This window comes from Pseudomonas sp. CAN1 (assembly GCF_030462585.1).
Taxonomy (GTDB): Bacteria; Pseudomonadota; Gammaproteobacteria; order Pseudomonadales; family Pseudomonadaceae; genus Pseudomonas.
The window spans coordinates 45,597-69,769 of the sequence record NZ_JASMRU010000022.1 but is presented as its reverse complement, the minus strand read 5'-3'; the positions used below and the strand labels follow the sequence as shown (position 1 = coordinate 69,769).

Below are 24,173 nucleotides of genomic sequence, written 5' to 3'. Positions count from 1 at the left end.
GGAACCTCCCGCGCGGCATGACTGCCTGTCCGCCGCACGGGAGCTCCGCGCTGCTGTCCTACGCTGAACCTTTTCCCCCACTTCCAGGCCCGAGCCCGCAATGAATTCCAACAACGCTCAGCACGCCTCGAACGGTTTCGCCCTGGTCGGCGACATCGGCGGCACCAACGCGCGCTTCGCCCTGTGGCGGGGTGAAGTCCTCGAATCCATCCAGGTCCTGGCCTGCGCCGATTACCCGCGCCCGGAAGATGCCGTGCGCGACTACCTGCAGCGCGTCGGCCAGCCGCTGTCGGCCGTCGACAACGTCTGCCTGGCCTGCGCTGGCCCGGTCGGCGCCGGTGATTTCAAGTTCACCAACAACCACTGGGTGATCAAGCGCGACGCCTTCCGCGCCGAGCTGGGCCTGAGCCACCTGCTGCTGGTGAATGACTTCAGCACCATGGCCTGGGCGGCTTCGCGTCTCTCCGAAGAACATTTGGTGCAGGTACGCCCCGGCAAAGTGCTGGAAGGCCGCGCCAAGCTGATCATCGGCCCGGGCACCGGCCTGGGTGTCGGCAGCCTGATGCCGTTGCCGAATGGCGGCTGGGAAGTGCTGCCCTGCGAAGGCGGCCACGTTGACCTGCCGGTAACCTCCGAGCGCGACTTCGCCCTCTGGCAACTGCTGCGCGAGAAGTACGGCCACGTCTCGGCCGAGCGCGTGCTCTCCGGCAGCGGCCTGGAAAACCTCTATCGCATGAGCTGCCAGCTCGATGGCGTGGAGCCGCAATGCACCACCGCCGCCGAGATCGGCGAGCGCGCCATGGCCGGCGATGCTTACGCCGACGCGGTGCTGGAACACTTCTTCGTCTGGCTGGCGCGGGTCGCCGGCAACGCCGTGCTGACGGTGGGCGCGCTGGGTGGCGTGTACATCACCGGCGGCATCGTTCCGCGCTTCCTCGAACGCTTCCAGCGCAGCGGTTTTGCCGAAGCCTTCTGCACCCGCGGCAAGACCAGCGGGCCGTACCTGGAACCGGTGCCGGTGTGGGTCATGACGGCGGACCATCCGGGCCTGTTCGGCGCCGGCGTCGCCCTGGAGCAGGCGCTGCGCAACGAAGGCTGATTCACTGCTCCATCCCTAAAAACAAAAAGAAAGGACGCCCGAAGTGAACCAGCCTGCCAAATCCATCCTGCTGGTGGACGACGACCAGGAAATCCGCGAGCTGCTGGAAACCTACCTCAGCCGTGCCGGCTTCCAGGTGCGCAGCGTCGCCGATGGCGAGAGCTTCCGCCGCGCGCTGTGCGACGAGGACGCCGCCCTGGCGATCCTCGACGTGATGCTGCCCGACGAGGACGGCTTCAGCCTGTGCCGCTGGATTCGCTCGCACCAGCGCCACGCCTGCATGCCGGTGATCATGCTCACCGCCAGCTCCGACGAGGCTGACCGCGTGGTGGGCCTGGAGCTGGGCGCCGACGACTACCTCGGCAAGCCCTTCAGCCCCCGCGAACTGCTGGCGCGGATCAAGGCGCTGCTGCGCCGTGCGCAGTTCACCCAGGTGCGCGGCGGCGAGGTCATCGCCTTCGACGACTGGCGGCTGGATACCATCAGCCACCGGCTGTTCCACGAAGACGGCGAGGAACACTTCCTCAGCGGCGCCGACTTCGCCCTGCTCAAGCTGTTCCTCGACAACCCCCGGCAGATTCTCGACCGCGACACCATCGCCAGTGCCACCCGTGGCCGCGAGGTGATGCCGCTGGAGCGCATCGTCGACATGGCCGTCTCGCGCCTGCGCCAGCGCCTGCGCGACACCGACAAACCGGCGCGGCTGATCCAGACCGTGCGCGGCAGCGGCTACCTGCTGGCCGCCCAGGTTCGCCCGCACCTCGCCGGCCATGAGTGAGCGCCGCCGCTGGGCCCTGGTGCCGCGCTCGCTGCTCGGTCGCATGCTGCTGCTCACCCTGCTGGCGGTGCTGATCGCCCAGGGGCTGTCGAGCCTGTTCTGGATTTCCCACCTGCGCACCAGCCAGCGTGACGGCCTGCTCACCAGCTCGCGCAGCCTGGCCTACTCCATGGCCGCCAGCGTCAGCTACTTCCGCTCGCTGCCCATCGGCTATCGCCCGCTGGTGCTCGACCAGTTGCGCAGCATGGGCGGCACGCGCTTCTTCGTCTCGCTCAACGAGCGCCCACTGAACCTGCGCGCGCTGCCGGATACCACCAATAAGCAGGCGGTGATCGACATCGTGCAGGACGTGCTGCAGCAGAAGCTGGGCAAGGACGTCGAGCTGCAGGTGGAGTTCGTCAGTCCGGACGACCTGCGGCTGTTCAACGGCGAGCTGAAGCTGGAGGAACTGCCGCGCTCCTGGGCGCACTACGCGCTGACTCTGGAACCGGTGAACCCGCCGGTGCTGGTCACGCAGATCCGCATCGGTGAAAGCGAGTGGCTGTACATCGCCAGCCTGATGCCGGCGCCCTACGTCACCCTGGAGCCCGAAGGCCTGCCACCGCAGCAGGTCATCTCCATCGTCTTCACCAGCCTCCTGCTGCTGCTGTTCACCGGCCTGCTGGTGCACTGGCAGAGCCGTCCGCTCAAGCGCCTGGCCCGCGCCGCCCGCGACATCGCCCTGGGCGGCGAGGAGCAGCCGCTGGAAGAGAGCGGGGCGAGCGAACTGGTGGAAGTGTCCCGCGCCTTCAACACCATGCGCGAGCGCATCGACCGCTACGTCAATGAACGTGCGCAATTGTTCAGCGGCATTTCCCACGACCTGCGCACGCCCATCACCCGCCTGCGCCTGCGCGTGGAGCTGCTGGAGGATGAGCAGGCACAGGACAAGTTCAGCCACGACCTCGACGAACTGGAACTGCTGGTGAAGGGCGCGCTGCAGTGCGTGAAGGACACTGACATCCACGAGAACGTCGAACCGGTGGACCTCAACCAGCTGCTGCAATACGTCGCCGGCCCCTACATCGCCGACGGCCGCGTCGAGGTTCTGGGCGCAGCGCTGGAGCCCTATCCGGGCAAGCCGCTGGCGCTCAAGCGCTGCATCGGCAACCTGCTGGACAACGCCCTGAAGTACGGTGGCCGCGCCCAGCTGAGCATCGAGGACGATGCCGACGCGGTGGTCCTGCACGTCGACGACCAAGGCCCCGGCGTGCCGGAACAGCGCCTGGAGAAAGTCTTCGAGCCGCGCTTCCGCCTTTCCGAGCGCGGCCAGGGCTACGGCCTTGGTCTAGGCATCGCGCGCAACATCGCTCACACCCACGGTGGCGAAGTGACCCTGCAGAACCGCCGCGAGGGCGGATTGCGGGTGACGTTGAGGTTGCCGCGTCTGGAAGTGGAGTAGGGCGATTCCTGCTCCCGTCATTTTTCCCCATGAACATTCGCCAAATGTCACTGGCCAGTGACAATCGAAGATCGCTTCGTTACCCGGAGAACGGAATGCCTTGGATAGACTCGGACCATCGCAAGCGCAGACTTGCCTCCAATAACAAGAACAAGGTGCTCCCCATGAATGCGATCCGTCGCCTGTCGGCCGCCATCTGTCTTTCCTCTTTCTGTCTCTCCCCCCTGCTGGCCCATGCCGGTGAAGTCGAAGTGCTGCACTGGTGGACGTCCCCCGGTGAGAAGCGCGCCGCCGAAACCCTGAAGAAACTCGTCGAAGCCAAGGGCCACACCTGGAAGGACTTCGCTGTCGCCGGTGGCGGTGGCGAGGCGGCCATGACCGTGCTGAAGACCCGCGCCGTTTCCGGCAACCCGCCGGCCGCCGCGCAGATCAAGGGGCCGGACATCCAGGAGTGGGGCGAACTGGGCCTGCTCGCCGACCTCAACGATGTCGCCGCCGAAGGCAAGTGGGACCAGCTGCTGCCGCCGCAGGTGGCGCAGATCATGAAGTACAAGGGCGACTACGTGGCCGTGCCGGTCAACGTGCACCGGGTGAACTGGCTGTACATCAACCCGGAAGTCTTCAAGAAGGCTGGCGCCACGCCGCCGACCACCCTCGATGAACTGTTCGCGGCCGCCGACAAGCTCAAGGCCGCCGGCTTCACGCCGCTGGCCCACGGCAGCCAGCCGTGGCAGGACGGCACCCTGTTCGAGAACCTGGTGCTCAGCAAGATGGGCCCGGAGGGCTACCGCAAGGCCTTCGTCGAGCTGGACAAGGAAACCCTCACCGGCGCGCAGATGGCTGACGTCTTCGCCGCGCTGAAGAAGCTGCACAGCTACGTCGATGCCGACGCCGCCGGCCGCGAGTGGAACGTCGCCACCGGCATGGTCATCAACGGCAAGGCTGGCATGCAGATCATGGGCGACTGGGCCAAGAGCGAGTTCACCGCCGCCGGCAAGGTGGCGGGCAAGGACTACCAGTGCCTGCCGTTCCCCGGTACGCAGCAGGCCTTCGACTACAACATCGACTCCCTGGTGATGTTCAAGCTGAGCAACGCGGAGAACCGCAAGGCCCAGGAAGACCTGGCGCGCGCGGTGCTCGACCCGTCGTTCCAGAAGGACTTCAGCCTGAACAAGGGCTCGATCCCCGTACGCCTGGACGTCGACATGAAGCCCTTCGACAGCTGCGCCCAGCAGTCGATGAAGGACTTCAAGGCCGCCTCCGCCAGCAACAACCTGGTGCCGAGCATGGCCCACAGCATGGCTGCCTCCAGCTATGTGCAGGGCGCGATCTTCGATGTGGTCACCAACTTCTTCAACGACCCCGCCGCCGACCCGCAGAAGGCCGCGCAGCAACTGGGCGCCGCCATCCAGGCCGCCGCGCAGTAAGGCGCTCGCCGGCTCCGCAGCGGAGCCGGCCTTTCCCCTGACAGAACGACTCCGGGCCGCCTTGGCAGCCCGGGTGGGCTCACTCATCCGAAGAGAAAGCAGATGGCGACCCGATCTCCGACTTTCACTCCTGCCGCCGCGCCCCGCGCTTCGCTGCTCGATGGCCTGCAGGCCTGGCTGCCGAAGCTGGTGCTGGCCCCGAGCATGCTCGTGGTGCTGGTCTGCGTGTATGGCTATATCGGCTGGACGCTGCTGCTGTCCTTCACCAATTCGCGCTTCATGCCGGCCTACAGCTGGGCCGGGCTGAGCCAGTACCTGCGCCTGTGGGACAACGACCGCTGGTGGGTGGCGAGCAAGAACCTGCTGCTGTTCGGCGGCCTGTTCATCGGCGTCTGCCTGGCGCTCGGTGTGTTCCTCGCGGTGCTGCTGGACCAGCGCATCCGCCGCGAAGGCTTCATCCGCACGGTGTACCTGTACCCCATGGCGCTTTCCATGATCGTCACCGGCACCGCCTGGAAGTGGCTGCTCAACCCCGGCCTGGGCCTGGACAAGCTGCTGCGCGACTGGGGCTGGACCGGCTTTCGCTTCGACTGGCTGGTGGACCCGGAACGGGTCGTCTACTGCCTGGTGATCGCTGCGGTATGGCAGGCCTCGGGCTTCGTCATGGCGCTGTTCCTCGCCGGCCTGCGCGGGGTCGATCCGGCCATCGTGCGCGCCGCCCAGGTGGACGGCGCGAGCCTGCCGACCATCTACCTGCGCATCGTCCTGCCAAGCCTGCGCCCGGTGTTCTTCAGCGCGCTGATGATCCTCGCGCACATCGCCATCAAGAGCTTCGATCTGGTCGCGGCGATGACCGCCGGCGGCCCCGGCTACTCCTCCGACCTGCCGGCGATGTTCATGTACGCCCACACCTTCACTCGCGGCCAGATGGGCCTCGGCGCGGCCAGCGCGATGCTGATGCTGGGCGCCGTGCTGGCCATCGTCGTGCCGTACCTGTACTCGGAACTGCGGGGCAAGCGCCATGCATGACTCGACCCTGAAACCGTCGTTCAGCCTGAGCCGCCTGGCGGTGCACGCGACCCTCTGGGGCGCCGTGGCGCTCTATGTGATCCCGCTGCTGGTGATGCTGCTGACCAGCTTCAAGTCGCCCGAGGACATCCGTAACAGCAACCTGCTGGCGCTGCCCGACGTGTTCACCGCCGTTGGCTGGGTGAAGGCCTGGGCCGCGGTGGGCGACTACTTCTGGAACTCGGTGAAGATCACCGTGCCGGGGGTGCTGATCTCCACCTTCATCGGCGCCATGAACGGCTACGTGCTGTCGATGTGGCGCTTCCGCGGCTCGCAGCTGTTCTTCGGCGCGCTGCTGTTCGGCTGCTTCCTGCCGTTCCAGGTGATCCTCCTGCCGATGTCCTTCACCCTCGGCAAGCTCGGCCTGGCCAATACCACCGCGGGCCTGGTGATGGTGCACTGCATCTACGGCCTGGCCTTCACCACGCTGTTCTTCCGCAACTACTTCGTGGCCATCCCGGATGCGCTGGTGAAGGCCGCGCGCCTCGACGGCGCGGGGTTCTTCACCATCTTTCTGCGCATCCTGCTGCCGATGTCCACGCCCATCGTGATGGTCTGCCTGATCTGGCAGTTCACCCAGATCTGGAACGACTTCCTGTTCGGCGTGGTGTTCGCCAGCGGCGACGCCCAGCCGATCACCGTGGCGCTGAACAACCTGGTGAACATCAGCACCGGGGTGAAGGAATACAACGTCGACATGGCCGCGGCGATGATCGCCGCGCTGCCCACGCTGGTGGTCTACGTACTGGCCGGCAAGTACTTCGTGCGCGGCCTCACCGCCGGCGCCGTCAAAGGTTGAGGTAAGCACCGATGTCCACCCTTGAACTGCACAACCTGCACAAGTCCTACGGCGCGGGCCTGGCGGACACCCTTAAATCGATCAACCTGTCGATCGATTCGGGCGAATTCCTGATCCTGGTCGGCCCCTCCGGCTGCGGCAAATCCACCCTGATGAACTGCATCGCCGGGCTGGAGAACCTCACCGGTGGCGCCATCCTGGTGGACGGCCAGGACATCAGCGGCATGAGCCCGAAGGATCGCGACATCGCCATGGTGTTCCAGTCCTACGCGCTGTACCCGACCATGAGCGTGCGCGAGAACATCGCCTTCGGCCTGAAGATCCGCAAGCTGCCGAAAACCGAGATCGACGCCGAGGTGGCCCGCGTGGCCAAGCTGCTGCAGATCGAGCACCTGCTCGAACGCAAGCCCTCGCAGCTCTCCGGCGGCCAGCAGCAGCGCGTGGCCATGGGTCGGGCGCTGGCGCGGCGGCCGAAGATCTACCTGTTCGACGAACCGCTGTCGAACCTCGACGCCAAGCTGCGCGTGGAGATGCGCACCGAGATCAAGCTGATGCACCAGCGCCTGAAGACCACCACGGTGTACGTGACCCACGACCAGATCGAGGCCATGACCCTGGGCGACAAGGTGGCGGTGATGAAAGACGGCATCGTCCAGCAGTTCGGCACCCCGCAGCAGATCTACAACGATCCGGCGAACCTGTTCGTCGCCAGCTTCATCGGCTCGCCGCCGATGAACTTCATCCCGCTCAAGGTGCAGCAGCAGGGCGGTCGGCTGGTTGGCCTGCTGGACAGCGGCCAGGACCGTTGCGAGCTGCCGCTGCAACTGGACGCCGGGCTGGTGGAAGGTCGCGAGCTGATCCTCGGCGTGCGCCCGGAGCAGGTGCAGTTGGCCAGCGAGGGCGGCAACGGCCCGAGCGACCTGCGCGCCGAAGTCGAGGTGGTCGAACCCACCGGCCCGGACACCCTGGCCTTCGTCACGCTCAATGGCGCCAAGGTCTGCTGCCGCCTGGCGCCGGACCAGACACCGCTGCCGGGCTCGTCCCTGCAGCTGCGCTTCGATCCTGCTCGCGCGCTGCTGTTCGATGCGCAGAGCGGCGAGCGCCTGCGCGCCGAGCCGCGTGGCGACGGCGCGAACAAGGTGACACCACTGGCCCGCCAGAAGCATTCCTGAAACACCCCTGCCTGTAACTACGCTAGAAACCAAGACAACGAGGACGCTGGAGATGCACAAGAACAACAACAACCGGCCTGCCGCACGAACCCTGGGCTGCCTGCTCGCACTGGGCTGCGCGGGCAACGTCGCCCACGCCGCCGATGCCTTCTCATCCGAGTCCAAATGGGGCCTGGGTGACTGGGGCGGCAAGCGCACCGAACTGCTGGAGAAGGGCTACGACTTCAAGCTCGACTACGTCGGCGAAGCGGCCAGCAACCTGGGCGGCGGCTACGACCAGCACACCACGGCGCGCTACTCCGACCAGTTCGCCCTCGGCACCCACCTGGACCTGCAGAAGATCCTCGGCTGGGACGCCACCGAGTTCCAGCTGACGGTCACCGAGCGTAGCGGCCGCAACCTCTCCAACGACCGCATAAGCGACCCGCGCGCCGGGCAGTTCAGCTCCGTGCAGGAAGTCTGGGGCCGTGGCCAGACCTGGCGCCTGACGCAGATGTGGATCAAGCAGCAGTATCTCGACGGTGCGCTGGACGTGAAGGTCGGCCGCTTCGGCGAGGGCGAGGACTTCAACAGCTTCCCCTGCGACTTCCAGAACCTGGCCTTCTGCGGCTCGCAGGTGGGCAACTGGGTCGGCGGCATCTGGTACAACTGGCCGGTCAGCCAGTGGGCGGCGCGGGTGAAGTGGAACTTCAACGACCAGTGGTACGCCCAGGTCGGCGCGTACAACCAGAACCCGTCGAACCTGGAAACCGGCAACGGCTTCAAGCTCAACGGCAGCGGCACCAAGGGCACCATCCTGCCGGTGGAGCTGGTGTGGATGCCCAAGGTCGGCGCCCAGCAACTGCCCGGCGAATACCGTCTGGGCTACTACTACAGCACGGCCGAGGCCGACGACGTGTACGACGACGTCAACGGCAACCCGCAGGCGCTCACCGGCGAAGCGCCCAAGACCCACAGCGGCAAGCACGGCTGGTGGGTAGTGGCGCAGCAGCAGGTCACCGCCCATGACGGCGACACCTCGCGCGGTCTGAGCCTGTTCGCCAACTTCACCGTGCACGACAAGGCCACCAACACCGTCGACAACTACCAGCAGCTGGGCGTGGTCTACAAGGGCCCGTTCGATGCGCGGCCCAAGGACGACATCGGCTTCGGCGTGGCGCGCATCCACGTCAACGACGATGTGCAGGATCGCCAGCGCCTGGTGAACCAGGTCAATGGCATCGACGACTACGACAACCCGCTGTTCCAGCCCATCCAGGACACCGAGTACAACGCCGAGCTGTATTACGGCGTGCATGTGACCAATTGGCTCACCGTACGGCCGAACCTGCAGTACATCCGCCATCCCGGCGGCGTGGACGAGGTCAACAACGCCGTGGTGGCCGGCCTGAAGATCCAGTCCAGCTTCTGATTGCTCCCCGGTGCGAACCTGGCCCGTCCTTGCGACGGGCCTTTTTTCATTGGCGCGGGCGCTGCGCGTGACTAGGCTTTGCGGTTAGAATCGCGGCCTTTTCTGTAAGATGTAGTGAAACTACAGAGATCTTCACGCCCCGGAATGTCCGGGCAGGGATTGGATCAGGACATCCGGACAATGCTCGAGCATCCGCTGCAGCGCTTTTTTCATTCCATGCGGGGCAAGCGCCCCTTCGACTGGGTGCGCTTCCAGCGTCGCGACCTGCTGCTCATCGATCACCCGCAATGCCAGGCGGTGTTCAGCCGCCAGGGCGCGCAACTGCTGCACTTCCAGCCGCGCGGCGCGCGCCCGTTGCTGTGGTGCTCCAGCCAGTGGCCGAGCCTGAGCACGGCGCCGATTCGTGGCGGCATCCCGGTCTGCTGGCCCTGGTTCGGCAGCCACCCCACTGAGGCCGACTGGCCGCAGCACGGTTGGGCGCGCCAGCGCGAGTGGCGCATGCTCGACGCCTGGGCGGACGACCAGAAGGTGGTGGTCAGCTGGCAGCTGGACATCGAGGACTGGCACGTGCGCCTGGAAGCGCGCCTGGGCCAGGAGCTGGACATGGAGCTCTCCAGCTATCACGAGGATGACAGCGACTGCCTCTTCAGCTTCGCCCTGCAGCCTTACTGGCGCGTGGGCTCGCTGCGTCGCTCGGTGGTCCACGGGATGGAGCTGGACGGCAAGGCCAGCAACCTGCCCAACACCTGGGCACCCCGTGGCGCGGTCAAACAGGTGCTCTACAACACCGGCTCGCTGGTGCTGGAAGACGCCGGCTGGCAGCGCCGCCTGCGCATCGACAAGAACACCAGTGCCGGCAGCGTCATCTGGCACCCCGGCAGCCGCGCGGTGGAGCAGGTCGAGCCGGGCGAAGCGGAGCGCTTCCTGTGCATCGGCGCCGCCGGTTATCGCGCTGGCGGGCTGATCCTCGGCCAGGGCGAGCGGATGCTGCTGAACCTGCGGGCCGGGTTGGTCTGATCGGCTGACCGCCACTGGCTGGCCGGGCTGCAGGAGCGAGCAAGCTCGCTCCTGCAAGTCTGCTCCTCTGCTGAGGCGCTCGTAGGAGCAACAGTCTTTCTCTGATAATCCGCGCTCGGAGTTTCCCCTCTCCCTAACCCTCTCCCTGAAGGGAGAGGGGACCGTATGGCGCAGGTTGAAACCAAAGCGTCAGCCGGTACGGACAGCTCCCTCTCCCTTCGGAGCGGGGCGCGCAGCCAGGGTGGGGGGAGAGGGCTGCCCCCGCGCAGAACTTCACGTAGGAGCGGACTCTGTCCGCGATAGGCCCAGCGCCGCTGAGGGCCATCACGGAGCCCATTGCAAGCCCCTCAGTCTTCCTCATCGAGCTGGTAGCGCGTCGGCACCAGGCTCTCCTTGATCTTGCGCAGGTGCGGCTGGAAGTCCACGCCGCGGCGCAGGGTCACGCCGGTGGCGAGCACGTCGAGCACCGTCAGCTGGATGATCCGCGAAGTCATCGGCATATAGATGTCAGTGTCTTCCGGTAGCGGAATGTCCAGGCTCAGGGTGCTGGCGCGGGCCAGCGGCGAGTCGGCGGCGGTCAGGCCGAGCACCGAGGCGCCGTTCTGCCGCGCCAGGTGCGCCACGTCCACCAGCTCGCGGGTGCGCCCGGTATAGGAAATCACCACGAACAGGTCGCCGGTGTGCGCCACCGAAGCGATCATCCGTTGCATCAGCACGTCGCTCTGCGCCGACACCGCGAGGTTGAAGCGGAAGAACTTGTGCTGCGCGTCCAGTGCCACCGAGCTTGAAGCGCCGAGGCCGAAGAAGTGGATCTGCCGGGCCTGGATCAGCAGGTCGACCGCGCGGTCGATCAGCTTCGGGTCGAGCACCTTGTGGGCGCTGTCGAGCGAGGCGATGGTGCTGCTGAAGATCTTCCGCGTGTAGGCCTCGGGGCCGTCGTCGGCGGCGACCGCCTGGGTCACGAAGGCCGCGCCGCTGGCCAGGCTCTGGGCCAGCTGGATCTTCAGCTCCGGGTAGCCGCTCATGCCGAAGGAGCGGCAGAAGCGGTTCACCGTCGGCTCGCTGACGCTGGACGCCTGGGCCAGCGCGGCGATGCTGAAGCGCGTGGCCTGCTGCGGGTCGCGCAGGATCACCTCGGCGACCTTGCGCTCGGCCTTGTTCAGCTGTTCCAGACGGCTCTGGATCTGCTCCAGCAGGTTTTTCATCCGTGCTCCTTGGGTAATCGACGGTTGACCGGGTAGAGCCGGTCAGCGGCGCTATCCTAACTTTCAGGCCGGCAGCGACCAACAGCCGCGCGAAGCGGCAAAAATATGTTGTTTAATTACTACATATTTGTCTTAATGCCGGCGTGGAAGGCTTACTATCGTTCAAAATTTGGTTGGTAACAACAAATGCCTGAAGTCCGCGTTCTGCCCTGCACCCTCGCGCTGTTCGGCGCCCTGGGTGATCTCGCGCTGCGCAAGCTGCTGCCGGCGCTCTATCAGCTCGACCGTGAAGACCTGCTGCACCGCGATACCCGCATTCTCGCCCTGGCCCGCGACGACGGCGCCAGCGAGGAGCCGCTGGCGACCATCGAGCAGCGCCTGCGCCAGTTCGTGCCGGCGAAGGAGTGGGACGAAGCTGTCTGGGCCCGCTTCCAGGCGCGCCTGCACCATCTGAGCATGGATTTCCTCGACGCCGGTTCCTACCAGGCGCTGGCCGAACTGGTCGGTGACGAGCAGACCCTGGTGGCCTACTTCGCCACCGCCGCCTCGGTGTTCGGCGGCATCTGCGAGAACCTCGCCGCCGTCGGCCTCGCCGAACGCACCCGGGTGGTACTGGAAAAGCCCATCGGCCACGACCTGGAGTCGTCCCGCGCGGTGAACGACGCCGTAGCGCGCTTCTTCCCGKAAAACCGCATCTACCGGATCGATCATTACCTGGGCAAGGAGACGGTGCAGAACCTCATCGCGCTGCGCTTCGCCAACAGCCTGTTCGAGACCCAGTGGAACCAGAATCACATCTCCCACGTGGAGATCACCGTGGCCGAGAAGGTCGGCATCGAAGGCCGCTGGGGCTACTTCGACAAGGCCGGCCAGCTGCGCGACATGGTGCAGAACCACTTGCTGCAACTGCTCTGCCTGATCGCCATGGACCCGCCGGCCAACCTCACCGCCGACAGCATCCGCGACGAGAAGGTGAAGGTGCTGCGCGCGCTGGAGCCGATCGCTCCGGAACAACTGGCGACCCGCGTGGTGCGCGGCCAGTACACCGCCGGCTACATCGACGGCAAGGCGGTGCCCGGCTACCTCGCCGAGGAAAACGCCAACCCCAACAGCGATGCCGAGACCTTCGTCGCCCTGCGCGTGGATATCCGCAACTGGCGCTGGTCCGGCGTGCCGTTCTACCTGCGCACCGGCAAGCGCATGCCGCAGAAGCTGTCGCAGATCGTCATCCACTTCAAGGAACCGCCGCACTACATCTTCGCCCCGGAGCAGCGCTCGCTGATCAGCAACCGCCTGATCATCCGCCTGCAGCCGGACGAGGGTATTTCCCTGCAGGTGATGACCAAGGACCAGGGCCTGGGCAAGGGCATGCAACTGCGCACCGGCCCGCTGCAACTGAATTTCTCCGAAACCTTCCAGACCGCCCGCACGCCGGATGCCTACGAGCGACTGTTGCTGGAAGTCACGCAAGGCAACCAGAACCTGTTCGTCCGCAAGGATGAGATCGAGGCCGCCTGGACATGGTGCGACGGCCTGATCGACGGCTGGGGGCGCCTGGGCGAGGAGCCCAAGCCCTATCCGGCCGGCAGCTGGGGTCCGCAGGCGGCTGTTGCCCTGATCGCACGCGACGGGAGGGACTGGTATGGCGATCTTTGAACCGACTCTGAAAGAAGGCATGGCCTGGAAGACCTGGAACAACGCCGCCGAGCAGGCTCGCGGCCTGGCTGACGCGGTGGCCGACGCGCTGCGCGAGGCGCTGATCGAGCGTGGCCACGCGCTGCTGGTGGTGTCTGGCGGGCGCAGCCCGGTGGCGTTCCTCGAAGCCCTGAGTGGCGCGGTGCTGGACTGGTCGAAGGTGGCCGTCAGCCTGGCCGATGAACGCTGGGTGCCCGAGTCGCATCCCGACAGCAACGCCGGGCTGCTGCGTCGTCACCTGTTCAAGGGGGCGGCGGCCAAGGCGCAGTTCATCGGCATCTATCAACCGGCGACCAGCCTGGAAGAGGCGGCCGACAAGGCCGACCGCTACCTGCAAGAGCTGACGCTGCCGATCGATGTGCTGGTGCTGGGTATGGGCGATGACGGCCACACGGCCTCGCTGTTCCCTGGCAGCGCCAACCTGGCCCTGGCACTCGATCCGGCCGGCACGCGCCGTTGCCTGCCGATGTGGGCGCCGACCGTGCCGCATCAGCGCCTGACCCTGACGCGCTCCGTGCTGCAAGGCGCGCGAGTGCAGATCCTGGCGATCCAGGGCGAATCCAAGCTGGCCACCCTGAGCCAGGCGCTCGGCGACAACGATGACCAGCGCATGCCGGTCAACGCGTTCCTGCGCGCACCTCTTTCGATCCACTGGTGCCCCTGAGGCACGGAGTTACCGCAATGTCTGAACAACACATCCAGCAGATCGATGCCCTCGCGCAGCGTGCTCGCATCCTGCCGGTGATCACCATCGACCGCGAGGCGGACATCCTGCCCATGGCGGATGCTCTGGCAGCCGGCGGCATCACCGTTCTGGAAGTGACCTTGCGGACGTCGCTGGGCCTCACCGCGATTCGCCAGCTGAGCGAGCAGCGCCCGCAACTGATCATCGGCGCCGGCACCGTGCTCGACGCGGAAACCTTCGCCCAGGCGGAAGCGGCGGGGGCGAAGTTCATCGTCACTCCCGGCTGCACCGACGAGCTGCTGCAGTACGCAGTGACGCGCCCGGTGCCGCTGCTGCCCGGCGTGGCCACTGCGTCGGAGATCATGGCGGCGTACCGCCACGGCCTGCGTCGCTTCAAGCTGTTCCCGGCCAAGGTCGCCGGCGGCGTGGAGGCGCTCAAGGCGTTCGGCGGGCCGTTCCCGGAGGTGCGTTTCTGCCCCACCGGCGGCGTCGGCCCGGACAACCTCAACGACTACTACCGGCTGGCCAACGTGATGTGCGTGGGCGGCAGCTGGATGCTGCCCAAGGCCGCCATCGACAGTGGCGACTGGGCCACGGTCGAACGCCTGAGCCGCGAGGCGCTGGCGTTGCTGGATACACACTGAGCTGTCCTGATCTGGACATGCCCGGCCTCAGTGCCGGGCTTTTTTATGCGCGTTTGAAGTGTTTTTCGTAGGAGCGAGCTTGCTCGCGAACAGCCCGAGCATCGGAGCTGCCGGGAAGCTTGTTCGCGAGCAAGCTCGCTCCTACAGGCAACGTGGAGATCGGGGTGAGGGCCTGAGCCGCCAGGCGCTTGCGGCTTTTTGTAGGAGCGGATCTTATCCGCGAACCGGCCGATAGGCCGGTGCCTGGGGATGGCACCGCTATCGCGATGATCGCGGAGAAGCTCCGCTCCTACAGGGAAGGGTGGGGATCAATCCACCCCGACGAACCCACCGGTCTGGTGCCGCCACAGCCGCGCATACAGCCCGCCATGGGCGAGCAGCTCTGCATGGCTGCCGCTCTCGACCACGCGGCCGTGCTCCAGCACCACCAGGCGATCCATGCGCGCGATGGTGGAGAGCCGGTGGGCGATGGCGATCACCGTCTTGCCCTGCATCAGGGTCTCCAGGCTTTCCTGGATCGCCGCTTCCACTTCCGAGTCGAGCGCCGAGGTGGCTTCGTCGAGGATAAGGATCGGCGCATCCTTGAGCAGTACGCGGGTGATCGCGATGCGCTGGCGCTGGCCGCCGGAGAGCTTAACGCCGCGCTCGCCGACATGGGCGTCGAGGCCGAAGCGGCCCTCGGCGTCGCTCAGTTGCGGGATGAACTCCGAGGCTCGGGCTTTCTGGATCGCGTCCTGCAGTTCTGCCTCACCGGCATCCGGGCGGCCATAGAGCAGGTTGTCGCGGATCGAACGGTGCAGCAGCGAGGTGTCCTGGGTGACCATGCCGATCTGCGCGCGCAGGCTCTCCTGGGTCACGTGGGCGATGTCCTGGCCGTCGATCAGGATGCGTCCGCCTTCCAGGTCGTACAGGCGCAGCAGAAGGTTCACCAGGGTCGACTTGCCGGCGCCGGAGGGGCCGACCAGGCCGATCTTCTCGCCGGGGCGCACGGTCAGGTCGAGCCCGCTGATCAGGCCGCCACCCTTGCCGTAGCTGAAGTTCACCTGGTCGAATCGCACTTCGCCGTGCTTGACCACCAGCGGCTTGGCGTCGGGGGCGTCGATCACCTGGCGGGGCAGGGCGATGGTCTGCATGCCGTCCTGCACCTGGCCGACGTTCTCGAAGATGCCGCCGACCACCCACATGATCCAGCCGGACATGTTGTTGATGCGGATGACCAGGCCGGTGGCCAGGGCGATGGCGCCCACCGAGATCAGCGACTGGGTCCACAGCCACAGGGCCAGGCCCGTGGTGCCGGCGATCAGCAGGCCGTTGAAGATGGTGATGGTGACGTCCATCGAGGTCACCACGCGCCCGGCGCGCTGGGCCTTGCGGGTCTGGTCGTCGATGGCTTCGCGGGCGTAGTCCTCTTCCTGGCGCGTGTGGGCGAACAGCTTGAGGGTAGTGATGTTGGTGTAGCCGTCGACGATCCGGCCCATGAGCTTGGAGCGCGAATCCGAGGCGACCACCGAGCGGTGCTTCACCTGCGGGATGAAGTAGCCCAGCGCGCCGACGTAGCCGATCACCCAGAGCAGCAGCGGGATCATCAGGCGCCAGTCGGCTTCGGCGAACAGCACCAGGGCGCTGACGGTATAGATCACCACGTGCCAGATGGCGTCGACCACCTGCACGGCGGAATCGCGCAGGGAGTTGCCGGTCTGCATGATGCGCTGGGCGATGCGCCCGGCGAAGTCGTTCTGGAAGAAGCCCAGGCTCTGCTTGAGCACGTAGCGGTGGTTCTGCCAGCGGATCAGGTTGGTCATGCTGGGGTTGATGCTCTGGTGCACCAGCATGTCGTGCAGGCCGTTGAACACCGGGCGCAGGACCAGCGCCACCACGGCCATCCAGATCAGCTCGCGGCCGTGCACGGTGAAGAAGTCGGCGGGGGCGGTACCCTGGGCGAGGTCGACGATGCGCCCGAGATAGCTGAACAGCGCCACTTCGATCAGCGCGACGATCAGGCCGACGAAGAGCAGGGCGAGGAAGACCGGCCAGACCTGGCGCAGGTAGTAGACGTAGAAGCGCACGACGTCGGAGGGCGGCATGCGCTCGGGGGCGTCGCGGAAGGGATCGATCAGACGTTCGAAACGACGGTAAAGCATGATGGCTCTCGGGTTGTGTCGGCGAGCCCGTCCCGGGCTCGCCTTGAATGGCCTCCGTCAGCCGTGGTTGCGCAGAATCACAGGCGCTTGGCGGAGAGGATGACCACCGAGGTGGTCGGTACGTCCTGGAACATGCCCTTGTTGTCGGTCTTCACCCCGGCGATCTGGTCGACCACGCCCATGCCGCGAACGACCTTGCCGAACACGGCATAGCCGAAGTCGCGGGCGCCGTGGTCGAGGAAGCCGTTGTCGTTCAGGTTGATGAAGAACTGGCTGGTGGCGGAGTTGACGTCGCTGGTGCGCGCCATGGCCAGGGTGCCGCGTTCGTTGAGCAGGCCGTTGTCGGCCTCGTTCTTGATCGGCGCCTGGGTGTCCTTCTCCTTCATGGCTTCGGTGAAACCGCCGCCCTGGATCATGAAGTTGGGAATCACGCGGTGGAAGATGGTGCCGTTGTAGAAGCCACTGTCGACGTAGGACAGGTAGTTCTTCACGGAAATCGGCGCCTTGTCGGCGTACAGCTCGATTTCGATTTCACCGGAGGTGGTGGAGATCAGCACGTGCGGCTTGTTGGCGTCGGCGGCGAATACCGAGCCGGCCAGGACCAGGGAGCAGGCAGCGAGCAGGAAGCGTTTGAACAGGGTCATTTGGCGGATGTTTCCTGAAGGTTCTAGGGATGGTCGACCTGCTCGATGAAGTCGAGCAGGGTGGTATTGAATCTTTCCGGCTGGTCCAGCGGCGTCGCGTGGCGCGAGTCCTCGATCACCACCAGGCGCGCGTTGGGCATGCGCCCGACATAGGCCTGCTTGAGCGAAACCGGGGTGTAGTCGCGGTCGGCGCTGATCACCAGGGTTGGACAGGTTATGCGCGCCAGGCGTTCCTGCACACCCCAGCCGATGATGGCGTGCAGGCTGGAGAGGTAGGCGCGCTTGTCGTTCTGCGGCCAGCGCTGCTGAATCTTGCGGCGCAGGTCGCTCTGTTCGGGCTTGGGGAACAACATCCTGCCCAGTGCCTTGCCCACCGTGTCCAGGCCCAGCACGTGGGCGAGGAACAGCCGGCGCGCCACTTCCAGGTACTCGCGCAAGCTGCGTGGTTTCACTTCCGGGGCGCTGTTGACGATGGTCAGGCTGTTCAGCCGCTCCGGCCAGCGGGTGGCCAGCTCGAAACCGATCATGCCGCCCATGCTGATGCCGACCAGATGCACGCGGCCCAGGCTCAGGTGATCGAGCAGGGCGACCACGTCCTCGGCGAAGGCGGCGATGCTGTAGCGCTGGCGTGGTTTGTCCGACTGGCCGTGGCCGCGTACGTCGAGGGCGATCACCCGGTGGCGCTTCTCCAGCTCCGGCACCTGGTACTCCCAGTCGCGGGTGCTGGAGCCGAGCCCGTGCACCAGCAGCACCGGCGTGCCGAAGCCACTTTCCTCGTAGTGCAGGCGGTGACCGGCGTGGTCGAAGAACGGCATGTCGGGCTCCTTTTCCTTGCAGCCTGGCTATTCAGGACTGGCGATTCAGGCCGGGCTTTCCGGGGCGGCGAAGTGGGCGTCGAGGGGCACGTTGGCGAAGGTGGTCAGCAGCTCGACGAGAATCTGCGTGGCCGGGCCCAGCGGCTTTTCCTTGTTCGGGTAAAGATAGAAGCGGCTCTCGCGCACGCCGCCCTGTTTCATCAGTAGCGGCTTGAGCTGGCCGTCGCGCAGCTCGCGCTCGATCATGTGCCGCGGCAGCCAGGCGAAGCCCAGGCCATTGCTGACGAAAGTGGCGGCGGTGGCCAGGCTGCCTACCGTCCAGCGTTGCTCGGCGCCGAGCCAGCCGACATCGCGCGGTTGCAGGCGGCCGGAGTCGCGGATCACCACCTGCATCTGGGTTTCCAGGTCCTGGTGAGTTACTTCGCGTTGCAGGCGGTGCAGGGCGTGATCGGGGTGGGCGACAGCGACGAAGTCGACGATGGACAGGTCGGCGCCCAGGTGGCCGGGGATGTTCAGGCCGCTGATGGCGAGGTCGGCATGGCCCTGCACCAGCGCTTCCTCGACACCGGAAAGCACCTCTTCGCGCAGCAGCACGCGACAGCCGCGGCTCTGCGGCATGAAGGCAGACAGCGAGCGAACCAGGCGCACGGTGGGGTAGGCGGCGTCGACCACCAGACGCACTTCCGGCTCCCAGCCCTGTTCCATGTGATGGGCCAGCTCTTCCAGCTGGCCGGCGGATTTCACCAGCTGCCGTGAGCGCCGCAGCAGCACTTCGCCGGCCTCGGTGAGCACGGCCTTGCGCCCGTCGATGCGCAGCAGCGGCACGCCGAGCTGCTCCTGCATGCGCGCCACGGTATAGCTGATCGACGACTGCGAACGGTGCAGGGCTTCCGCCGCCTGGGCGAAGCCGCCGTGATCGACCACGGCCTGCAGGGTTCTCCACTGATCCAGGGTAACGCGGGGCGCTTTCATCCTCGCTTCCTCTTGTCTAATCTGGCGGTCTCGACAAGACCAACAAGAGACCGCCATGAAAAAATTCTGTTGCGCCGTTCTGGCATTGTTGCCCCTGACTGCCCTGGCCTATCCCATCGAAGTGGAGAAGTCCGTCAAGGGCACCCAGGTGGACTACGAGACCCAGGACATCGGCGACCAGATGGGCGCCATCCTGCTGCGCAACAATGGCCAGGAGCAGGCGACCTGCACCGCGGTCTTCGTCAACGGCCCGGAAACCCCGCATGTGCGCAAGGCCAGCATCGCGCCGGGCAAGCAGGCCAACCTGACCTCCAGCTTCAGCCGCGCGGTGATCAAGCTGCGGATCAAGCTGACCTGTGTGCCGGGCTGAGTCTCTATACCGCCAAAGACTAGAAGTTACGCGGCTAGAAATCAATTAATTCGATAATTAGTAGCGATTATTTCCGCTTTTTAATCGATTTAGTCATCTCTAGGATGGCCTCCATCGACACAGTCAATGACCGATGGAGGTCCAGTCCATGTCCCGCGTCCTGGTAATCGAAAGCAGTGCCCGTCAGGAAGGTTCCGTCTCCCGCCAGCTGACCCGCGAGTTCATCGCCCAGTGGCAGGCCGCGCACCCGGCTGACCAGGTCCAGATTCGCGACCTGGCCATCGAGCAGGTGCCACACCTGGATGCCAACCTGCTGGGCGGCTGGATGAAGCCGGCGCAGGAGCACAGCGACATCGAGCGCGCCGCGCTGGAGCGCTCCAACCAGTTGACCGCCGAACTGCAGGCCGCCGATGTCCTGGTGCTGGCCGCGCCGATGTACAACTTCGCCATCCCCAGCACCCTGAAGTCCTGGCTCGACCATGTGCTGCGTGCTGGCGTCACCTTCAAGTACACCGAGACCGGCCCGCAGGGCCTGCTCACCGGCAAGCGCGCCTTCGTACTGACCAGCCGCGGCGGCGTCTATGCCGGCGGTGCGCTGGATCACCAGGAACCCTACCTGCGCCAGGCGCTGGGCTTCGTCGGCATCCATGACGTCACCTTCATTCATGCCGAAGGCCTGAACATGGGCGGCGAGTTCGCCGAGAAGGGCCTGGCCAAGGCCAAGGCGCAGCTCGCCGCCATCGCCTGATCCGTTTCCTGTTTGCGCGTCCTTCCGCTCCTGGACGCGACCGTGGCCGATTCCTTCCCCGGGGATCGGCCATTTTTTATTTGCCAACTACTTGACCGCACGAAAACACATCCTTCCGGTTCGGGCTGTTCAAAGCATGACCAGCATGCTAAAAGAACCTAGAGCTGATCTAGCCGCTTGAAAAAGAAGGGAAAACCATGACCAAGTCGGAGTTGATCGAGAGAATCGTCACCCATCAGGGGCAGCTTTCCGCGAAGGACGTGGAGCTGGCGATCAAGACCATGCTTGAGCAAATGTCCCAGGCTCTGGCCACTGGGGATCGCATCGAAATCCGGGGTTTCGGTAGCTTCTCGTTGCATTACCGTGCGCCGCGCACCGGCCGCAATCCGAAAACCGGCGAATCCGTGCGCCTGGACGGCAAGTTCGTCCCGCACTTCAAGCCCGGCAAGGAGCTGCGCGACCGCGTCAACGAGCCCGAGTGATCCCGGGGTATCCGTCTTCAAGAAGGAGTGTCCATGCTTCGGGCAAAGCGTTTCCTGCTGATTCTGGTGCTGGTCGTCCTGGCCGCCGTCGTCGTGGTTTTCGTCCTGGAAAACCTGCAATCGACCCAACTGACCTTCCTTGGCTGGCAGTCGCCGCAGTGGCCGCTGGTGGTCTTCATTTCCCTTGCCTTCATCCTGGGCGGCGTGATCGGCCTGCTGCTGAGCATTCCCTTCCGCGCCAAGACGCACGCCCGCATGAGCGGCCTGCGCTCCGAAGTCACCCGCTTCCGCAAGGAGAATGACGCGCTGCGTGAAAAGTCGCTGACGGATCATGCCTAGCGTCATCGCCACGCTGTTCTTCTTCTGCGCCCTGGCCATCGGATGGTGGCTGGGGCGCCGTTCGCTTGCGCGGCCGCTGGCGGCGCCGCAAGAAACCCTGCGGGCGCGCGTCCACAGCATGCACAACCTGCTGGAACGCCATTCCGACGATGCCCTGGAAAGCCTGTCCCAGGGGTTGGTGGTCAGCCCCGAGACCCTCGAAAGCCACCTGCATGTCGGCAACCTGTTCCGTCGCCGCGGCGATATCGAGAAGGCTATCCACATCCATCAGGACCTGCTCGGGCGCGCAGGCGAGGACGGCTCACTGGTCGCCCAGGTGCGCCTGGAGCTGGCCCGCGACTACATCGCCGGCGGCCTGCTGGGCAGCGCCGAGGAACTGCTGGATGAACTGACCCAGCAGAGCGATGAGCCGATTTCCCTGGAGGCCCTGGACGAGCAGCGGCTGATCTGCGAGCGCGAAAAGAACTGGTCGCGCGCCATCGAACTGGCTGCCCGCCTGGTGCCGAGCCGCCCGGAGCTGAGCGCGGCGCTGGCCAACTACTACTGCGAGCTGGCCCAGGAAAAACGCAAGAGCGGCGATCGCAGCGCCATGCAGGAATTGCTGCGTGAAGCGCGCCGCGTGGACAAGCGCTGCGTGCGCGCGCTGCTGATGCGCCTGGACTGCGAATTGTGGCGCAAGGATCAGGCCGCAGCGGTCGCCACCATTGGTGAGCTGGCCCGCGATGCCAAGGCCTTCGTCGGCGAGGTAGTTCCGGTGCTGCGCCGCCATGACGGACTGGCCCAACCCGAGATACTGGCCTGCCTGCGCGAGCTGGCCGGCAGCGAAGAGGTGCCACCGGCGATCCTCGCCATGCTCGCCGAGAGCGGCCTGCCGGCGGATTCGGCCTGGTGCGACAGCCTGCTGGAGCGCGTCGAGCGCCATCCTTCCTGGCAGGGCGTGGGCGAATACCTCGAAGTGGTCGAAGGCAAATGTGACAAAGGTTCGGCTACGGGAAAAATCGCTCCAATAATCATCGGCTTATATAAGACAATGCCGCGTTATCGCTGCGGCAAGTGCGGCTTCGCCGGGCGCGAGCTGCACTGGCAGTGTCCCAGCTGCCACGCCTGGAATGCGCTGCGGCCGGTGATCTCGCCGCTCTAGCGACTGGGCTCAAACATGGAAGACGCCGCTGGCGTCAGGTTCTGCAGGTACTGGATTGAAGGTTCTATTGACGGGCGCGACGGGTTTCGTCGGACGAGGCTTGCTGGCGCGCTTGTGCCAGGAGGAGGGCGTGCAGGTGCGCGCCGCCGTTCGCGCCACCGCCAGCGAGTTGCCGGAGCAGGTCGAAGTCGTGCGCATCGATGGGTTGACCGCGGCGCAGTCCTGGGTTGAGGCCTTGCGCGGCGTCGACGTGGTGATTCACGCGGCGGCTCGGGTCCATGTGATGGACGAGCAGTCTGCCGATCCGCTGGCCGAATTCCGAGCAGTGAATGTCGAGGCGACCCGCCATCTGGCGCAGCAGGCAGCCGAGGCGGGAGTGAAGCGGCTGGTGTTCGTCAGCTCGGTCAAGGTCAATGGCGAGGAGACCGAGGCAGGACATCCCTATACGGTCGATGCGCAGCCGAATCCCCAGGACCCTTACGGCCAGTCGAAGCTGGAAGCCGAACAGGCACTGTTCGAAATCGCCGGGAAAACCGGCCTGGAAGTGGTGGTGGTGCGTCCGCCACTGGTCTACGGGCCCGGTGTGAAAGCCAATTTCGCCAGCCTGATGGGCGCCCTGCAGCGGCGCCTGCCGCTGCCATTCGCTTCTATCGATAATCGCCGCAGCCTGGTGGCACGGGACAATCTGGTCGATCTGCTGCTGCTCTGCGCGCGTCATCCGCAGGCGGCTGGCCAGGTGTTCCTGGCCAGCGACGGTGAAGATCTGTCGACGGCGCAACTGTGCAATCGCCTGAGCCTGGCGCTGGGCGTTCGCCCGCGCCTGCTGCCGGTACCGGCCTGGGCGCTGCACCTGCTAGGTCGTCTGACTGGCCGCAGTCAGCAGATCCAGCGCCTGTTGGGTTCCTTGCAGGTGGATATCTCGGCAGCGCGCAAGCGCCTGGGCTGGACTCCGCCGGTGAGCGTTGAGCGAGCGCTGCGCGAGACCGCTGTGGCTTTCCAGGCAGGGAGAGGCCAATGAGCATGGGGGCTCTCCTGCTTCTCGTATTGCTGGCGTCCTGGGCCATGACGGCCGGCGTGCGGCGCTATGCCCTGGCGCGCAGCATCATGGACATTCCCAACGCGCGCAGCTCGCACCAGATTCCAACCCCGCGCGGTGGTGGCGTCGCCATCGTACTCGGTTTCCTGATCTTTCTGCCGGTGGCCGGAATCCTGGGGGCGATAGACAGTCGCAGCCTGTTGGCCCTGCTGCCCGCTGGCACGTTGGTCGCGGCCATTGGTTTCCTCGACGATCATCGGCATATTCCCGCGCGCTGGCGGCTGCTGGGACATTTTGTTGCCGCTGGCTGGCTGCTCTACTGGCTGGGTGGCTTGCCGGCTTTGCCAGTGCCCTGGGGCGTGCTCGACCTGGGATTGTTCGGCGACCTGCTGGCCCTGGTGTTCCTGGTCTGGCTGCTCAACCTGTACAACTTCATGGACGGCATCGATGGCATCGCTGGCCTGGAAGCCATCAGCGTCTGCGCTGGCGCTGCGCTGTGCTGCTGGCTGTCGGGAATGGCGCAACTGGCATGGCTGCCATTGATCCTGGGCATGGCGTCGGCCGGGTTCCTGATATGGAATTTCCCTCCGGCGCGAATCTTCATGGGCGATGCCGGCAGTGGCTTCCTAGGGCTGATGCTCGGTGGCCTGGCATTGCAGGCAGGCGCGGTGGCGCCACAGTTGATCTGGAGCTGGCTGATCCTGCTCGGTGTCTTCGTGGTCGACGCCAGCTTCACCCTGATCCATCGCCTGTTGCGGGGTGAACGCGTCTACGAGGCGCATCGCAGCCATGCCTACCAGCGCGCTTCGCGGCGTTATGGCAGCCATCTCAAGGTGTCGCTGGCGGTCACCGCGATCAATCTGTTGTGGTTGTTGCCCTGGGCGGCCCTGGCTGGCCTGGGGAAAGTTTCCGGTCTGTTCGCACTGATTGTGGCCTATGCTCCCTTGGTGCTTGTCGTAGCTCATCTGGGTGCTGGTCGTCCGGATGATCAGGAAGTGAGCTGAACTCCAGCGGATTTGGTGGTCAATGTAGCGGGAGGCTCCG

General features: G+C 65.8%; 24 protein-coding genes. 19 read left to right on the top strand and 5 right to left on the bottom strand.

The window, feature by feature from the left end:
• Positions 1 to 100: 100 nt before the first annotated feature.
• The 9 genes from QO207_RS23290 to QO207_RS23250 all read left to right on the top strand — a co-directional run bounded on the left by QO207_RS23290 (position 101) and on the right by QO207_RS23250 (position 10,212).
• On the top strand, positions 101 to 1,099 hold the full coding sequence (locus QO207_RS23290) for a glucokinase (RefSeq protein ID WP_301534649.1): 999 nt from the start codon (positions 101 to 103) through the stop codon (positions 1,097 to 1,099).
• Positions 1,100 to 1,142: 43 nt separating this feature from the next.
• Positions 1,143 to 1,877 (top strand): response regulator, encoded by a 735-nt coding sequence (locus QO207_RS23285; RefSeq protein WP_301534648.1) that lies wholly within the window; start codon positions 1,143 to 1,145, stop codon positions 1,875 to 1,877.
• Positions 1,878 to 1,896: 19 nt separating this feature from the next.
• On the top strand, positions 1,897 to 3,318 hold the full coding sequence (locus QO207_RS23280) for an ATP-binding protein (RefSeq protein WP_301534669.1): 1,422 nt from the start codon (positions 1,897 to 1,899) through the stop codon (positions 3,316 to 3,318).
• Between the two features lie 164 nt (positions 3,319 to 3,482).
• Positions 3,483 to 4,745, top strand: a complete 1,263-nt coding sequence (locus QO207_RS23275) for an ABC transporter substrate-binding protein (protein WP_301534647.1) — start codon at positions 3,483 to 3,485, stop codon at positions 4,743 to 4,745.
• A 102-nt stretch (positions 4,746 to 4,847) separates the two neighbouring features.
• Complete coding sequence (locus QO207_RS23270) at positions 4,848 to 5,774, top strand: carbohydrate ABC transporter permease (RefSeq protein WP_301534646.1); 927 nt, start codon at positions 4,848 to 4,850, stop codon at positions 5,772 to 5,774.
• Positions 5,767 to 6,612: a carbohydrate ABC transporter permease gene (locus QO207_RS23265; RefSeq protein WP_301534645.1), complete on the top strand. Its 846-nt coding sequence runs from the start codon at positions 5,767 to 5,769 to the stop codon at positions 6,610 to 6,612. The genes QO207_RS23270 and QO207_RS23265 overlap by 8 nt, the downstream gene beginning before the upstream one ends.
• 11 nt (positions 6,613 to 6,623) lie before the next feature.
• Positions 6,624 to 7,784 carry an ABC transporter ATP-binding protein gene (locus QO207_RS23260; protein ID WP_301534644.1) on the top strand — a complete coding sequence of 387 codons (1,161 nt, stop codon included), beginning with the start codon at positions 6,624 to 6,626 and terminating at the stop codon, positions 7,782 to 7,784.
• 52 nt (positions 7,785 to 7,836) lie between these two features.
• Entirely contained in the window at positions 7,837 to 9,195 is a 1,359-nt protein-coding gene (locus QO207_RS23255; RefSeq protein WP_301534643.1) for a carbohydrate porin, read from the top strand.
• A 180-nt stretch (positions 9,196 to 9,375) separates the two neighbouring features.
• On the top strand, positions 9,376 to 10,212 hold the full coding sequence (locus tag QO207_RS23250) for a D-hexose-6-phosphate mutarotase (RefSeq protein ID WP_301534642.1): 837 nt from the start codon (positions 9,376 to 9,378) through the stop codon (positions 10,210 to 10,212).
• A 347-nt stretch (positions 10,213 to 10,559) separates the two neighbouring features.
• Here QO207_RS23250 and QO207_RS23245 read toward each other — a convergent pair whose 3' ends face one another.
• Positions 10,560 to 11,417: a MurR/RpiR family transcriptional regulator gene (locus QO207_RS23245; RefSeq protein ID WP_301534641.1), complete on the bottom strand. Its 858-nt coding sequence runs from the start codon at positions 11,415 to 11,417 to the stop codon at positions 10,560 to 10,562.
• A 186-nt stretch (positions 11,418 to 11,603) separates the two neighbouring features.
• Here QO207_RS23245 and zwf point away from each other — a divergent pair, with 186 nt between their 5' ends.
• From zwf to QO207_RS23230, 3 genes are read left to right on the top strand one after another with little or no spacing between them, the layout of a single operon-like run.
• Positions 11,604 to 13,073 (top strand): glucose-6-phosphate dehydrogenase, encoded by a 1,470-nt coding sequence (gene zwf / locus QO207_RS23240; RefSeq protein ID WP_301534640.1) that lies wholly within the window; start codon positions 11,604 to 11,606, stop codon positions 13,071 to 13,073.
• Positions 13,060 to 13,776, top strand: a complete 717-nt coding sequence (gene pgl, locus QO207_RS23235) for a 6-phosphogluconolactonase (protein ID WP_301534639.1) — start codon at positions 13,060 to 13,062, stop codon at positions 13,774 to 13,776. The genes zwf and pgl overlap by 14 nt, the downstream gene beginning before the upstream one ends.
• 17 nt (positions 13,777 to 13,793) lie before the next feature.
• Positions 13,794 to 14,441: a bifunctional 4-hydroxy-2-oxoglutarate aldolase/2-dehydro-3-deoxy-phosphogluconate aldolase gene (locus QO207_RS23230; RefSeq protein ID WP_301534638.1), complete on the top strand. Its 648-nt coding sequence runs from the start codon at positions 13,794 to 13,796 to the stop codon at positions 14,439 to 14,441.
• A gap of 308 nt (positions 14,442 to 14,749) precedes the next feature.
• On the opposite strand, the gene QO207_RS23225 is transcribed toward QO207_RS23230, so the two are convergent.
• The 4 genes from QO207_RS23225 to QO207_RS23210 all read right to left on the bottom strand — a co-directional run bounded on the left by QO207_RS23225 (position 14,750) and on the right by QO207_RS23210 (position 19,013).
• On the bottom strand, positions 14,750 to 16,582 hold the full coding sequence (locus tag QO207_RS23225; RefSeq protein WP_301534637.1) for an ABC transporter ATP-binding protein: 1,833 nt from the start codon (positions 16,580 to 16,582) through the stop codon (positions 14,750 to 14,752).
• 77 nt (positions 16,583 to 16,659) lie between these two features.
• The gene (locus tag QO207_RS23220) at positions 16,660 to 17,220 is read right to left on the bottom strand and encodes a peptidylprolyl isomerase (protein WP_301534668.1); all 561 of its coding nucleotides are present in this window, start codon (positions 17,218 to 17,220) and stop codon (positions 16,660 to 16,662) included.
• Positions 17,221 to 17,249: 29 nt separating this feature from the next.
• Positions 17,250 to 18,041, bottom strand: coding sequence for an alpha/beta fold hydrolase (locus QO207_RS23215; RefSeq protein WP_301534636.1), 792 nt, complete (start codon positions 18,039 to 18,041; stop codon positions 17,250 to 17,252).
• 45 nt (positions 18,042 to 18,086) lie between these two features.
• Positions 18,087 to 19,013: a LysR family transcriptional regulator gene (locus QO207_RS23210; protein WP_138520584.1), complete on the bottom strand. Its 927-nt coding sequence runs from the start codon at positions 19,011 to 19,013 to the stop codon at positions 18,087 to 18,089.
• Positions 19,014 to 19,068: 55 nt separating this feature from the next.
• Here QO207_RS23210 and QO207_RS23205 point away from each other — a divergent pair, with 55 nt between their 5' ends.
• The 7 genes from QO207_RS23205 (at position 19,069) to QO207_RS23175 (ending at position 24,133) form a co-directional block, all read left to right on the top strand.
• The gene (locus QO207_RS23205) at positions 19,069 to 19,383 is read left to right on the top strand and encodes a 3-phosphoglycerate kinase (RefSeq protein WP_301534635.1); all 315 of its coding nucleotides are present in this window, start codon (positions 19,069 to 19,071) and stop codon (positions 19,381 to 19,383) included.
• Between the two features lie 148 nt (positions 19,384 to 19,531).
• Positions 19,532 to 20,131, top strand: coding sequence for an FMN-dependent NADH-azoreductase (locus tag QO207_RS23200; RefSeq protein ID WP_301534634.1), 600 nt, complete (start codon positions 19,532 to 19,534; stop codon positions 20,129 to 20,131).
• A 197-nt stretch (positions 20,132 to 20,328) separates the two neighbouring features.
• Complete coding sequence (ihfB, locus tag QO207_RS23195) at positions 20,329 to 20,613, top strand: integration host factor subunit beta (RefSeq protein WP_015478091.1); 285 nt, start codon at positions 20,329 to 20,331, stop codon at positions 20,611 to 20,613.
• 33 nt (positions 20,614 to 20,646) lie between these two features.
• Entirely contained in the window at positions 20,647 to 20,952 is a 306-nt protein-coding gene (locus QO207_RS23190) for a LapA family protein (protein ID WP_301534633.1), read from the top strand.
• Positions 20,945 to 22,093: a tetratricopeptide repeat protein gene (locus QO207_RS23185; RefSeq protein ID WP_301534632.1), complete on the top strand. Its 1,149-nt coding sequence runs from the start codon at positions 20,945 to 20,947 to the stop codon at positions 22,091 to 22,093. The genes QO207_RS23190 and QO207_RS23185 overlap by 8 nt, the downstream gene beginning before the upstream one ends.
• A 55-nt stretch (positions 22,094 to 22,148) precedes the next feature.
• Complete coding sequence (locus QO207_RS23180; protein WP_301534631.1) at positions 22,149 to 23,111, top strand: SDR family oxidoreductase; 963 nt, start codon at positions 22,149 to 22,151, stop codon at positions 23,109 to 23,111.
• Positions 23,108 to 24,133, top strand: coding sequence for a glycosyltransferase family 4 protein (locus QO207_RS23175; protein ID WP_301534630.1), 1,026 nt, complete (start codon positions 23,108 to 23,110; stop codon positions 24,131 to 24,133). The genes QO207_RS23180 and QO207_RS23175 overlap by 4 nt, the downstream gene beginning before the upstream one ends.
• Positions 24,134 to 24,173: the final 40 nt, after the last annotated feature.

Excerpts from the sequence above, each read along its gene's own strand:
- QO207_RS23190 (WP_301534633.1), top strand. The coding sequence starts at position 20,647 with ATGCTTCGGGCAAAGCGTTTCCTGCTGATTCTGGTGCTGGTCGTCCTG.
- QO207_RS23290 (WP_301534649.1), top strand. The coding sequence starts at position 101 with ATGAATTCCAACAACGCTCAGCACGCCTCGAACGGTTTCGCCCTGGTC.
- QO207_RS23270 (WP_301534646.1), top strand. The coding sequence starts at position 4,848 with ATGGCGACCCGATCTCCGACTTTCACTCCTGCCGCCGCGCCCCGCGCT.
- QO207_RS23205 (WP_301534635.1), top strand. The coding sequence starts at position 19,069 with ATGAAAAAATTCTGTTGCGCCGTTCTGGCATTGTTGCCCCTGACTGCC.
- QO207_RS23245 (WP_301534641.1), bottom strand. The coding sequence starts at position 11,417 with ATGAAAAACCTGCTGGAGCAGATCCAGAGCCGTCTGGAACAGCTGAAC.
- QO207_RS23260 (WP_301534644.1), top strand. The coding sequence starts at position 6,624 with ATGTCCACCCTTGAACTGCACAACCTGCACAAGTCCTACGGCGCGGGC.
- QO207_RS23265 (WP_301534645.1), top strand. The coding sequence starts at position 5,767 with ATGCATGACTCGACCCTGAAACCGTCGTTCAGCCTGAGCCGCCTGGCG.
- QO207_RS23210 (WP_138520584.1), bottom strand. The coding sequence starts at position 19,013 with ATGAAAGCGCCCCGCGTTACCCTGGATCAGTGGAGAACCCTGCAGGCC.
- QO207_RS23185 (WP_301534632.1), top strand. The coding sequence starts at position 20,945 with ATGCCTAGCGTCATCGCCACGCTGTTCTTCTTCTGCGCCCTGGCCATC.
- QO207_RS23250 (WP_301534642.1), top strand. The coding sequence starts at position 9,376 with ATGCTCGAGCATCCGCTGCAGCGCTTTTTTCATTCCATGCGGGGCAAG.
- QO207_RS23225 (WP_301534637.1), bottom strand. The coding sequence starts at position 16,582 with ATGCTTTACCGTCGTTTCGAACGTCTGATCGATCCCTTCCGCGACGCC.
- ihfB (WP_015478091.1), top strand. The coding sequence starts at position 20,329 with ATGACCAAGTCGGAGTTGATCGAGAGAATCGTCACCCATCAGGGGCAG.
- QO207_RS23215 (WP_301534636.1), bottom strand. The coding sequence starts at position 18,041 with ATGCCGTTCTTCGACCACGCCGGTCACCGCCTGCACTACGAGGAAAGT.
- QO207_RS23275 (WP_301534647.1), top strand. The coding sequence starts at position 3,483 with ATGAATGCGATCCGTCGCCTGTCGGCCGCCATCTGTCTTTCCTCTTTC.
- QO207_RS23230 (WP_301534638.1), top strand. The coding sequence starts at position 13,794 with ATGTCTGAACAACACATCCAGCAGATCGATGCCCTCGCGCAGCGTGCT.
- QO207_RS23255 (WP_301534643.1), top strand. The coding sequence starts at position 7,837 with ATGCACAAGAACAACAACAACCGGCCTGCCGCACGAACCCTGGGCTGC.
- pgl (WP_301534639.1), top strand. The coding sequence starts at position 13,060 with ATGGCGATCTTTGAACCGACTCTGAAAGAAGGCATGGCCTGGAAGACC.
- QO207_RS23175 (WP_301534630.1), top strand. The coding sequence starts at position 23,108 with ATGAGCATGGGGGCTCTCCTGCTTCTCGTATTGCTGGCGTCCTGGGCC.
- QO207_RS23200 (WP_301534634.1), top strand. The coding sequence starts at position 19,532 with ATGTCCCGCGTCCTGGTAATCGAAAGCAGTGCCCGTCAGGAAGGTTCC.